This is a genomic window from Streptomyces sp. NPDC056948 (genome assembly GCF_042674225.1).
Classification (GTDB): Bacteria; Actinomycetota; Actinomycetes; order Streptomycetales; family Streptomycetaceae; genus Streptomyces; species Streptomyces purpurascens.
On record NZ_JBHUQX010000291.1, the window covers coordinates 1 to 12,094 of the forward strand.

Annotated in this window: 10 protein-coding genes and 1 pseudogene; 2 read left to right on the plus strand and 9 right to left on the minus strand. The window is 70.2% G+C overall.

Annotated elements, in window-relative coordinates; all coding sequences use genetic code 11:
• From ACFTZL_RS30605 to proS, 4 genes are all read right to left on the minus strand, one after another.
• Nucleotides 1–141 (minus strand): KH domain-containing protein (locus ACFTZL_RS30605; protein ID WP_382589076.1); only part of this gene is annotated, 141 nt, incomplete at its 3' end.
• 2 nt (nt 142–143) lie between these two features.
• A complete protein-coding gene (gene rpsP, locus ACFTZL_RS30610; protein ID WP_382589054.1) occupies nt 144–563 on the minus strand; it encodes a 30S ribosomal protein S16 in 420 nt (139 codons plus the stop codon).
• A 283-nt stretch (nt 564–846) separates the two neighbouring features.
• Nucleotides 847–1,455 carry a hypothetical protein gene (locus ACFTZL_RS30615; protein ID WP_184598513.1) on the minus strand — a complete coding sequence of 203 codons (609 nt, stop codon included), beginning with the start codon at nt 1,453–1,455 and terminating at the stop codon, nt 847–849.
• Nucleotides 1,456–1,705: 250 nt separating this feature from the next.
• Nucleotides 1,706–3,121 (minus strand): proline--tRNA ligase, encoded by a 1,416-nt coding sequence (gene proS / locus ACFTZL_RS30620; protein WP_382589058.1) that lies wholly within the window; start codon nt 3,119–3,121, stop codon nt 1,706–1,708.
• A gap of 199 nt (nt 3,122–3,320) precedes the next feature.
• On the opposite strand from proS, the gene ACFTZL_RS30625 reads away from it, so the two are divergent.
• Complete coding sequence (locus tag ACFTZL_RS30625; RefSeq protein ID WP_382589061.1) at nt 3,321–4,175, plus strand: methyltransferase; 855 nt, start codon at nt 3,321–3,323, stop codon at nt 4,173–4,175.
• Between the two features lie 139 nt (nt 4,176–4,314).
• Nucleotides 4,315–4,917, plus strand: a complete 603-nt coding sequence (locus ACFTZL_RS30630) for a hypothetical protein (protein ID WP_382589064.1) — start codon at nt 4,315–4,317, stop codon at nt 4,915–4,917.
• 82 nt (nt 4,918–4,999) lie between these two features.
• On the opposite strand, the gene ffh is transcribed toward ACFTZL_RS30630, so the two are convergent.
• From ffh to ACFTZL_RS30655, 5 genes and pseudogenes are all read right to left on the minus strand, one after another.
• On the minus strand, nt 5,000–6,550 hold the full coding sequence (ffh, locus tag ACFTZL_RS30635; RefSeq protein WP_382589067.1) for a signal recognition particle protein: 1,551 nt from the start codon (nt 6,548–6,550) through the stop codon (nt 5,000–5,002).
• A gap of 81 nt (nt 6,551–6,631) precedes the next feature.
• Entirely contained in the window at nt 6,632–9,079 is a 2,448-nt protein-coding gene (locus ACFTZL_RS30640; protein ID WP_382589070.1) for a [protein-PII] uridylyltransferase, read from the minus strand.
• 28 nt (nt 9,080–9,107) lie between these two features.
• Nucleotides 9,108–9,446, minus strand: coding sequence for a P-II family nitrogen regulator (locus tag ACFTZL_RS30645; RefSeq protein ID WP_030231663.1), 339 nt, complete (start codon nt 9,444–9,446; stop codon nt 9,108–9,110).
• Nucleotides 9,443–10,786, minus strand: a complete 1,344-nt coding sequence (locus ACFTZL_RS30650; RefSeq protein ID WP_382589073.1) for an ammonium transporter — start codon at nt 10,784–10,786, stop codon at nt 9,443–9,445. The genes ACFTZL_RS30645 and ACFTZL_RS30650 overlap by 4 nt, the downstream gene beginning before the upstream one ends.
• A 341-nt stretch (nt 10,787–11,127) precedes the next feature.
• Nucleotides 11,128–12,094 (minus strand): annotated as a pseudogene (locus ACFTZL_RS30655) (hypothetical protein); the annotation flags it as partial.

Genomic DNA, 12,094 nt, shown 5'->3' on the forward strand with positions numbered 1-12,094 from the left:
GCCGATCACCTTGCCGAGGTCGTCCGGGTGCACCCGGACCTCGAGCACTTGCCCGCGGCGCAGGTTGCGCGAGGCGACCTGCACATCGTCAGGGTTGTCGACGATGCCCTTCACGAGGTGCTCGAGAGCCTCCTCGAGCATGCTCAGGCCTCAGTCGACGCGGACTCGGCGGCCGCCTCGTCCTTCTTCTCAGCCTTCTTCTTCTGGGTGATCGCCTCACCCTTGCCCTCGTCCTCGCCACCGAAGGCCTCGAACGACGGGCGCGCCGCCTTCTCGGCCGCCTGCAGCAGCGGAGCCGGGGCGGGCTCGCCCTTGTACTTCTGCCAGTCGCCGGTCTTCTTGAGGATGGCGAGCACGGGCTCGGTCGGCTGCGCGCCGACACCCAGCCAGTACGCCACACGCTCGGCGTCGACCTCCATGACCGACGGGTTGTACGTCGGGTGGTACTTGCCGATCTCCTCGATGGCCCGGCCGTCACGGCGGGTACGGGAGTCGGCGACGACGATGCGGTAGTGAGGCGAACGGATCTTGCCCAGACGCTTCAGCTTGATCTTGACTGCCACGGGAGTGGATTCTCCTGGATTTGACGTGGTTGGGCACGGCGAGACGGCCGCGTGGGGTTGCGGTACCCGAGTGCCCGATGGACGCGTCAGCCGGAGGAGAGAGGGGTCCTGTGCGACTGTCGAGTACAGCTAGCCATTGTGCCACACCCTGCGGGGCGGCTTTGCCGGGGGTGCGCCGCTCCACGGGCATGCCGGGTAGGCACCCGGCGCGGAGGTGAGGTACGTCGGGTGCACACCCCGGCAGCGCGTCTCGACCGGCAGCCACGAGATGCCGGTGCCGACGTCAGCCCGCCACCGCTCCCGCTCCCACGACGTCCGGGATACGGAACGGCTTGCCGCAGCCGCCGCAGACGATCGGCGCCTGGGCGAGGACGGACGGCACCACACGTACGTTGCGACCGCAGTCGCAGACCGCCTTGACGCGTACGCCGCCGCCGGAGGAGCCGTGGCGTGCGGCCGGGCCCCGGAAGGTGCGGGAGGTGTCGGAGGAGGTGGCGGCCGTGTGGGCCTTCAGGGCGCGCTGGAGGCGTTCCATCGTCGGGCGGTAGCGGCGCTTCGCCTCGGGGGTGAGCGTGACCAGGGAGAAACCGCTGCTGGGATGCGGTTCCTCGGGGTGGTCCAGGCCCAGCTCCTCGGCGATCGCGAGGAATCTGCGGTTGTGGTAGCGGCCGGCACGGGAGGTGTCGCGGACGCCGCGCGAGGCGGCGATGCCATGGACTGCCTCATGGAGCAGTCGCTCGAAGGAGAGCTCGTGACCGCACGCGGACGACGACTCCCCGATCAGGGACTCTGGCGCGGCAAGGTCGGGCAGCTCGGGGTGGTACCGCTGAATATCGGCCCACGCCTGTGCCAGCTCTGCGGCGAGAACAGGTGGTGTCTGTGTCGTGCTCACGTAATGACAACGAGCCGGGGGGCCACAGTGTTCCGATTCCGGGCCATCCCAAATAATTTGCACGTACCCGTCAGTTGCCTCTGATGCGTCCTGACGAGGGCGCGTGCGCTGATCTGTGGAGAAGCCTCGCAGCTCACCACAAGGTGGTGCGTAGTTCCGCGTACGCCCCGGCGCGTAGATCAGGTCCACGCGCCGGGGAAGCAGGGGTCCACATGTACGCAAGAGGCGTTTCGGCCGCCTTGCGTGCCGCTCAGTAAGCGCGTGCCACGACGGCGACGTTACCGGGTGCGTCGTCGGCGTCCGGCACCGCCCCGTCCTCGGCGACCAGACACCGTACGGTCGCCGCGTGATCGGCGAGCTTGGACTCGCCCTCCTCGCCGAGCACGGCCCAGGGGATGCGCGCCCAGCCGCCGGCGGTGGCCGCCTCGACGGCCTCCTCGAACGTGGCGACCTCGGTCGTACGGGACTCGCGGCGCTCGCGGGACTGCTTCAGCAGCAGTGCCTGGTCCTCGTCCAGGATCATGGGCAGCAGCGACACCAGGGAGTCCAGGGACACCGGCTCCTTGCCTCCCGGGATGCGGCGCGCCAGCATCGCCGTGCCGTTCTCCAGGTCGCGCGGGCCGACCTCGATGCGCACCGGGACGCCCTTGAGCTCCCAGTCGACGGCACGGCGGCCGAAGGGGAGGTCGGTGCGGTCGTCGACCTGGACGCGGACACCGGCCGCCTTCAGCCGGTCGCCGAGCTCGCGGACCTTGGCCAGAACCGCCTCGTCGCCCTTGATCGCGAGCACCACGGCCTGGATCTGTGCGAGCCGCGGCGGGACGCGCAGGCCGTTGTCGTCGCCGTGCATCATCACCAGGGCGCCGATCATGCGGGTGGTGGAACCCCAGGAGGTCTGCCAGACCAGCTCCTGCCGGCCGTCCTTGGACAGGTACCGGGTGTTGAAGGCCTTCGCGAAGTTCTGGCCCAGCTCATGGCTGGTGGCCATCTGGAGGGCCTTGCCGTCGCCCATCATTCCTTCGAGCGTCAGGGTGTTGACGGCACCGGCGAACCGCTCCTTGACCGTCTTGCGGCCCGGGACGACGTCCATCGCGAGCACGTTCACCATGAAGTCCTCGTAGACCTGCCGGTGAATACGGGCGGCGAAATCGCGCGCCTCCTCGTACGTGGCGTGCGCGGTGTGGCCCTCCTGCCAGAGGAACTCGGACGTGCGCAGGAACAGGCGGGGCCTGAGCTCCCAGCGCACGACGTTCGCCCACTGGTTGATGAGCAGCGGCAGGTCGCGGTAGCTCTGCACCCACTTCGAGAAGGAGGCGTTGATGATCATCTCGGAGGTGGGCCGGACCACGGCGGGCTCTTCGAGTTCCTTGCCGCCACCGTGGGTGACCACGGCCAGCTCGGGCGCGAAGCCCTCGACGTGATCCGCTTCCCTGGTCAGGTACGACTGGGGGATCAGCAGCGGGAAGTACGCGTTCTGGGTGCCCGTCTCCTTGATGCGGGCGTCCATCTCGGACTGCATCCGCTCCCACAACCCGTACCCGTACGGTCGGATGACCATGGTGCCGCGCACCGGACCGTTGTCGGCGAGTTCCGCCTTGGTGATCAAGTCCTGGTACCAGCGCGGGAAATCGTCCGCCTGGGGGGTGAGAACGGGCGCCTTGGCCATGGCGAGATCGTACGGGCCCAAGTTGCCGGAATGTGAAATCTCGCCATAGGCACATGACAACTCACATGGCGGGGCGCATTCCACTGGACGACAGGTCGAGGGGGGAGTTTCCTGGCATACGGGGGTAGTGCGAGCGCACTGTCACGGGGGCCATGGAATCGGGCAAGAGGCAACTCTCGGCGGATTGGGGCGCTTACTTATGACACCTACGCTCGTGCGGCAGCACCTGCCTCACGCGGGGGCCGCACCCCGCGTGGACCTGCGTGCACGCGCGCGTGACTGGTCCGAGATCCAGGAGCGGATGCTCGTACCGCTCTACGAGGCCGTCCACGAGCGACTGGACGTGGGTCCCGCCACGCGGCTGCTCGGCCTCGGCTGCGGTTCCGGACTCGCCCTGCTGATGGCCGCCGCCCGGGGAGCGACGGTCACCGGTGTCGACTCCTCCCCCGAAAGAATGACGTTCGCGCGGGAGCGGCTGCAGCCCGAGGCGTGGGGCACGCGCACGCGTGCGGAGGCCCGGCTGGTCGAGGGCTCGCCACGGGACGCGGCGGTGCCGGGTGCTCCCGCGTACAGCCTGGTGACCGCTTTCGAGCCGATCGGGTGCCTCGCGGGCGACTCGGAGGGGATGAGCGAGCTGCTCGCCGAGGCGACGCCGCTCGCCGAGCGCGGCGCGGCCGTGGTGCTGGCCGGCTGGGGTCCGCCGGAGCGGTGCGCCACGACGTCCGTGCTGCGGGTGGCCACGAAGCTGGCGGAGCCGCTGCGCAACACGGGCAGCTGGCGTCCCGCCCTCCGCGACGACCTGGAGGACGTCGCCCAGCGGGCAGGGCTCAAGCCGGACGGGTCCGGGCGGGTGGCGTGCCCCTTCGGCTACGCGGACGTGGACAGCGCGGTACGCGGGCTCAGGTCGACAGGGCTGTTCGACGCGGCGATGACCGCGACCGACCAGGTTCAGGTCGACAAGGAGCTGACCGAGGCACTGCATCCGCACCAGCGGCAGGACGGGACCGTGTGGATGCCCAACGTGTTCCGGTATTTGATCGCCCGGGTTCCATAAAGATCAAGCTTTGTCCGGTGCAGGTGTGAATGGCGTGAAGAAAGCACGGTGCGGTGCTTCTGGTGCCATCAAGTGGATCATGACCGCTTAATCTGATCCACCGCTCGGGGGATCTACACATCTGCATACAGGAGCTGTTTTGCCGCACCACAAGACCGCGCTGCGTCTCGTCGCGCCCGTCGCCGTCCTCGCTCTGTCGCTCACCGCCTGCGGAGGCGGCGACGACAACGCCGACGCGAAGAGCCCGGCCACCGAGAAGGCCAAGGTCTTCCCTTCGCCGGAGCCGGCGTCCGGCGGCGAGATGGGGAGCGGTGAGAGCGCCACGGGCAAGGTCGAGGAGGACCCGGGCAAGGTCACCTACGAGATCCTGGCGCAGAAGGTGGACGTGGGCACCGAGGCCGAGGCCGCCAAGGCCGTCTCGGAGCCCGGCAAGGTCAAGGGCAAGGTGCTGGCCGTGGCCCACCTGAAGTACACGCACAAGAGCGGCCCCGCCCTCACCGACGGTGCCGATGTGCACGACGGCACCACGGTCTTCGCCGACGGGCAGCGCGGCACCGTCCTCATCGGCGCGTCCGAGGACGCCGCGGGCTGCGAGGACCCGTACGACGTCGACAGCTGGAAGCAGGGTGAGAGCCACGTCTTCTGCGAGACCTATGTGATCCCGGCGAACGCCAAGAACGTCGAGGTCCACTGGTCCGAGGAGGACGGCGAGCCCTACATCTGGAAGTTCCCGAACGCCTGACCGGCAGACCGCCGACAGAGCGCTGAGGGCGCCCCCTTTCGGAATGAAAAGGGGCGCCCTCGGTGTCGTGCGGTACGGGCTGTCAGCCCATGAACTTCTTGAACTCGTCGGGGAGTTCGAAGTCCTTGCTGCCCTGCTGCGGCAGCCCGAAGGCGCTACCGCCCTCGGCGGCCGCGGCGCGACGGGCCTCGGCCTCCTGCTCCTGCTGCTTGCGCTTCATCGGGTTACCGGAGCGCTGCTTGCCCTTGGCCTGCTTCTGCTTCTTCTTCGTCCGGCCGGGGCCGCCACCCATGCCCGGCATGCCGGGCATCCCGGGCATGCCGCCGCCCTGGGCCATGCGGGACATCATCTTCCGGGCCTCGAAGAACCGCTCGACCAGGTTCTTCACCGCACTGACGTCGACACCGGAACCCCGCGCGATACGGGCGCGGCGCGAGCCGTTGATGATCGTCGGCTCCTGGCGCTCGGCCGGGGTCATCGACTTGATGATGGCGGCCGTACGGTCGACGTCGCGCTCGTCGAGGTTCTGGATCTGGTCCTTCATCTGGCCCATGCCCGGGAGCATGCCGAGCAGCTTGGAGATGGAGCCCATCTTCCTGACCTGCTCCATCTGGGCCAGGAAGTCGTCCAGGGTGAAGTCCTGGCCCTTCTTGGACGCCAGCTTGGAGGCCATTTTCTCGGCCTCTTCCTGGCTGAACGTCTTCTCCGCCTGCTCGATCAGGGTGAGCAGGTCACCCATGTCGAGGATGCGGGAGGCCATCCGGTCAGGGTGGAAGGCGTCGAAGTCGTCGAGCTTCTCGCCGTTCGACGCGAACATGATCGGCTTGCCGGTGATCTGCCGGATCGACAGGGCCGCACCACCGCGGGCGTCACCGTCGAGCTTGGAGAGCACCACGCCGTCGAAGCCGACGCCGTCGCGGAAGGCCTCGGCGGTGTTGACCGCGTCCTGGCCGATCATCGCGTCGACGACGAACAGGATCTCCTCGGGGCTGACCGCGTCCCTGATGTCAGCGGCCTGCTGCATCATCTCCTGGTCGATGCCGAGGCGGCCGGCGGTGTCCACGATCACGATGTCGTGGACCTTGGTCTTGGCGTGCTCGATGGAGTCCTTGGCGACCTTGACCGGGTCGCCGACGCCGTTGCCCGGCTCCGGCGCGTAGATGCCGACGCCCGCGCGCTCGGCGACGACGCTGAGCTGGTTCACGGCGTTCGGGCGCTGGAGGTCACAGGCGACCAGCAGCGGCGAGTGGCCCTGCTCCTTCAGCCAGCGGCCGAGCTTGCCCGCGAGGGTGGTCTTACCGGCACCCTGCAGACCCGCCAGCATGATCACGGTGGGCGGCTGCTTGGCGAAGCGCAGGCGCCGGGTCTCGCCGCCGAGGATGGTGACGAGTTCCTCGTTGACGATCTTGAGGACCTGCTGGGCGGGGTTCAGTGCCTTGCTGACCTCGGCACCGAGGGCGCGCTCCTTGACGTTCTTGATGAACGTCCTGACGACCGGCAGCGCCACGTCCGCCTCGAGGAGCGCGATCCGGATGTCCCGGGCCGTGGCGTCGATGTCCGCTTCGCTGAGACGCCCCTTGCCGCGCAGGTTCTTGAAGGTCGCTGAGAGGCGATCGGAAAGAGTATCGAACACGGCGCTCGCGGTCCTCAGGGTTGGTGGCTGTAGGGAATCGCCCTCCAGGGTATCCCGGCGTGACAAGTCGCCGGGTCGGCCTCACCCACGCAGTGTCTCCTCCAGCTTCCGCGCCACCGACGCCGCCTCGTCCCCGGGCAGGGGCGCGCCCTCCGGGCCGGTCACGTAGAAGGCGTCCACGGCGTTGGCGCCGAGCGTCGAGACGTGCATGCTGCGCACCCGTACGCTCGCGTCCTCCAGGGCGCGGCCGATGCGGAACAGCAGGCCGGGGGCGTCCTGGGAGCGTACCTCGATCACCGTGGCCAGCCGGGAGGCGGCCGGGTGGACCGACACCCGGGGCGGCGGGGCGACCACACCCCGGCGGCGCGGATAGGCCGCGTCCCGTTCGGCGAGGCGGCCGGCGATGTCCAGGGTGCCGTCCAGGGCCCTCACGAGGTCGGCGCGCAGCCGGGCGGCCTGCGGCAGGGAGCCGTACTCGGCCGCGACCCGCCAGTCCAGCAGCAGGACGGAGCCGTCGACGCCGTCCGGGAGGGTCAGGGAGCGCAGTTCCGCCGTGCGCACGGTCAGCCGGTGCATGGCGAGGACACCGGCCACCGCGGGCAGCACGCGCGGCTGGTCGGGGACGGCGATGAGAAGTTCCACACCCAGCGGCTCGGGGTCGCCGGACGGCTCCTGCCCGGCGGGCGGCTCGGTCTGTGCCCGCAGGGCGAGGACCGGGCTGCCCGTCGCGGCCGCCTCGAGGGCGAGCCGCTCCTGCTCTGCGGTCGGCGCGCCCTCCTCGGGGTCGTCCGGGGCGTCCCCGGCGAGCACCGCCGAGACCCGCTTGACGAGGTCGGCGACGAGCGAGCCGCGCCAGGACGACCAGGCGGCCGGTCCGGTGGCCAGGGCGTCGGCCTCGGTGAGCGCGTGCAGCAGTTCCAGGGTGCCCTGGGAGCCGACGGCCTCGGCGACGGAGCGCACGGTGGCCGGGTCCTCCAGGTCACGCCGGGTGGCCGTCTCGACGAGGAGCAGGTGGTGCCGTACGAGGGTGGCGACGACGGTCACCTCGTGGCGGTCGAAGCCGATGCGGGCGGCCACGTCCTTGGCGATGATCTCGCCGGCCACGGAGTGGTCACCGGGCCAGCCCTTGCCGATGTCGTGCAGCAGCGCGGCGACCAGCAGCAGGTCGGGGCGGCTGACCCGGCGGGTGAACTCGGAGGCCTGGACGGCGGTCTCGATCAGGTGCCGGTCGACGGTCCACAGGTGCACGGCGTTGCGCTGCGGGCGGCAGCGCACCCGCTCCCAGTCGGGCAACAGCCGGGTGATCAGCCCCTCGGCCTCCAGGGCCTCCCAGACCTCGACGGTCGGGCGGCCGGAGCCGAGCAGGGTCACGAGCTGTTCGCGTGCCTCGGCGGGCCAGGGCGTGGGCACCGGGCGCGTGGCGGCGGCCATGCGCCGTACGGCGTGCAGGGAGAGCGGCAGGCCGGCCTGCGCGGCGGCCGCCGCGGCGCGCAGCGGCAGCACCGGGTCGCGCTCAGGGCGCGCGGCACGGGCGAGCACCACCTCGCCCTCCTGCTCCACCACCCCTTCGGCCAGCGGAGACCGCTCCGCCACGGGCTTCCCGCCGCCCAGCATGGCGCGCAGCCGGGGCCGCACGGCGCGCGACCGCAGCACGCGCCCCACCTCGCGCCAGGTGACATCACTGGCGTACGAGATGACCCGCGCCGCCTCGTACACCTGCCGCAGCAGCGTGTCGGCGTCGAGCAGACCGAGCTCGGCGGCCACCTGGTCCTGCTCCTGCAGGGCGAGCCGGTCGGTGGCGCGCCCGGTGGCCAGGTGCAGGGCGTCCCGCACGTCGAGGAGCCGGCGCCGGGCGTCGGCGAGGCCCTCGCGCGGGGCGTCGGCGAGCCAGGAGGCGGCGACGGCACGCAGGGCGGTGGCGTCGCGCAGCCCGCCCCGGGCCTCCTTCAGGTCGGGCTCCAGCAGGTACTGCAGCTCGCCCTGGCGCTCGGCGCGCTCGGCGCACAGTTCCTGGAGTTCGGGGAGGCGTTTCGGCGCCTGGTTGCGCCAGTCGGCCAGCACGGCCGTACGCAGTCCGGCGGTGAGGCCGAGGTCGCCGGCGATGTGCCGGGCGTCCAGCAGGCCGAGCTGCACCTTGAGGTCCTCGCCGGCCGTCTTGCGGGCCTCGACAGGCGTGCGCACGGAGTGGTCGAGGTCCAGACCCAGGTCCCAGACGGGGTACCAGAGCCGGTCGGCGAGGGCGGCGACCGCCTTGGTGTCGCTGCCGTCGTGCAGCAGGAGCAGGTCGAGGTCGCTGCGTGGGGACAGCTCGCCGCGTCCGTAGCCGCCGACGGCGACCAGGGAGGCCCCGCGCAGTCCCTCCGCGCCCGCGGCGAACAGGCCGGTGAGCCAGTCGTCCGTCAGCTCGGCCAGGGCCGAACGGCGCGGCGGCCCGGACCGCGTCTCCTCGGTGAGGAGACGCAGCCGGGCCGCCGCGTAGCCGCTGGGTCCCGAGTCCTCTGCTTCCTTCTGCACATCCGTACCCGTCACCCAGCGACTCCTGTTCTGTTTGCCTGCCTCAGAGCGCGTCGGGGCCGCGCTCGCCGGTCCGGACCCGTACGGCCGTCTCGACCGGGATGGACCAGACCTTGCCGTCACCGATCTTGCCGGTGCGGGCGGCCTTGACCACGACATCGATGAGCTGCTCGGCGTCGTCGTCCTCGACCAGGACCTCGATGCGGATCTTGGGGACCAGGTCGACGGTGTACTCGGCACCGCGGTAGACCTCGGTGTGGCCCCGCTGACGACCGTAGCCGCTGGCCTCGGTGACCGTCAGACCGTGTACTCCGAAGGCCTGCAGGGCTTCCTTGATCTCGTCGAGCCGGTGCGGCTTCACGACGGCGGTGATGAGCTTCATGCGTCCACCTTCTTGCTCGCGGCCGCGGCGACCGGGGCCGTGACGGCCGTCTTGGCGGAACCGCCACCGGCGCCGCTGAAGTCGTATGCGGTCTCGGCGTGCTCGGCCTGGTCGATGCCGGCGACTTCCTCGTCCTCGGAGACCCGCATACCGATGGTCTTGTGGAGGACGAAGGCGAGGATCGCGGAGACGATCAGGGAGTAGGCGAGCACACCGCCGACACCGGCGAGCTGCTTCCAGAGCTGGTCGAACTTGTGGTCGCCGTAGAGCACGCCCGCGGCGTCGGACTGGCCCTTACCGCTGGCGAAGAAGCCGATCAGGATGGAGCCGACCACACCACCGACGAGGTGGACACCCACGACGTCGAGCGAGTCGTCGTAGCCGAACTTGTACTTCAGGCCGACGGCCATGGCGCACAGGACACCGGCGATGGCACCGACGGCGATCGCGCCCATCGGGGTGACCGAACCGCCGGCCGGGGTGATGGCGACCAGGCCCGCGACAGCGCCGGAGGCGGCGCCCAGCGTGGTGAACGCGCCGTGGCGGATCTTCTCGTAGGCGAGCCAGGCCAGCATGGCGGCGGCGGTGGCGACCTGCGTGTTGACGAACATCAGCGTGCCGACGCCGTCGTCGTTGCCGAGCCACGAGCCGGCGTTGAAGCCGAACCAGCCGAACCACAGCAGACCGGCGCCGAGCATGACCAGCGGGAGGCTGTGCGGACGCATCGGGTCCCTCTTGAACCCGGAGCGCTTGCCGATGACGAGGATCACGCCGAGCGCCGCGGCACCCGCGTTGATGTGGACCGCCGTACCACCGGCGAAGTCGATCACGCCCAGGTCGAAGGCCCAGCCGCCCTCGCCCCAGACCCAGTGGGCGACGGGGAAGTAGACGATCGTGGCCCACAGCGTGATGAACAGCGCCCAGGCGGAGAACTTCACGCGGTCCGCGAGAGCGCCGCTGATCAGGGCGGGCGTGATGATCGCGAACATGAGCTGGAAGACCATGAAGGCCAGGAGCGGGATGTTGTACGTACCCCACAGCTCGCCCTTGTCGACCCCGGTGAGGCCGACCCAGTCCGAGTTCCAGCCGATGAGGCTCCCGGAGTCGGTGCCGAACGCCATGGAGAAGCCGTACAGCACCCACAGGATGGTGACGATCCCGAGGCTGATGAAACTCATCATCAGCATGTTCAGGGTGCTCTTGACGCGGACCATGCCTCCGTAGAAGAAGGCCAGACCCGGGGTCATGAGCATCACCAGGGCGGAACAGATGAGCATGAACCCTGTGTTGGCGGCAGACAGCTTGGGTGCCTCTGCGGCAAGGGTGATGGCTGGTGCCATCGGCGTCTCCTCGTCGTTGGTACGGCCCCGTGCGGGCGAAGCCTCGAGCGGATTGAGGGGCGGGCCGGTTATGCGCCACGACATTGGCGCAGCGCGGTTTCGGTGGAAGCCCCTCGTTGTTTCGCGGCCGTGACGAAGGCGCGTTCTGTGTTACGCGTCGATGAACTGCCGGATTGCGGGCGCGCCGATCGTTATCGTGGCGCAACCTTCGGTCCCCGCTGCCTTCAGGACGCACAGGCCGGCCGCGGTCGGCCTTCCGATGACCTGGCATGGGGGAGCCGAGTCGGGCAGTTCGGGAGGGCCGGCCGCGGCCGGGGTTCAGGGGTCTCGGAGGGGGGCGGTCAGACCGCCTCCGCGGTCTCGGGCAGCTCGGCGGCGAGCCGCTCGGTGAGGTCGACGACCTCGCCCAGGTCGCCGAAGTCGCGCGCGGCCGTGTCGACCGTCTTTCGGATACGAGTGTTGACCCGCTCGGAGCGGACCTTCTTGGCGACCTGCATGGCCTGGGTGGCGAAGACCGTGCTCTGCTCGGCCTCCCGCTGGAGGAGGTGCACGGTGGCCATGCCGATCAGGTTGAGCGCATACGACCGCTGGTGCTCGCCGTCCTCGGCGAACAGCTCCACGGCCCGCTCCATCAGGGGCTCGGCCAGCGAGGCGTAGGTCGGGCTGCGGCCGGCGACATAGGCCAGGTCGCGGTACGAGTGCGAGTTCTCGCCGTACAGCTCGGCCTCGGAGAAGAAGCGGATCCAGTCGGGGTCCGGCTCGTCCCACTCGCCGGCGTCGGCGAAGGTGTCCTCGGCCATCCGGACCGCCCGCTTGCACTTGCCGGGCTGTCCCATGTTGGCGTAGGCGCGGGCCTCCATCGCATACAGCATCGACTGGGTGCGCGGGCTCGCGCAGTCGCGGCTGCCGTACTGCGCGAGGTGGATCAGCTCCAGCGCGTCGTCGGGCCGCCCGAGGTGGATCATCTGCCGGCTCATGCTGGACAGCACATAGGAGCCGAGGGGCCGGTCACCGGCCTCCTTGGCGGCGTGCAGCGCGAGGACGAAGTACTTCTGCGCGGTCGGCTGCAGCCCGATGTCGTACGACATCCAGCCGGCCAGCTCGGCGAGTTCGGCGGCGACCTTGAACAGCCGCCGGGTGGTGGCCTCGGGCTGGGGCTCCTGGAGCAGGTCCGTCACCTCGTGGAGCTGGCCGACGACCGCCTTGCGTCGGAGGCCGCCGCCGCACTGGGCGTCCCACTGCCGGAACATCACCGTCGTGGACTCCAGGAGGTCCAGCTCCGGTTTGGAGAGCCGGCCCCGGGCTGTC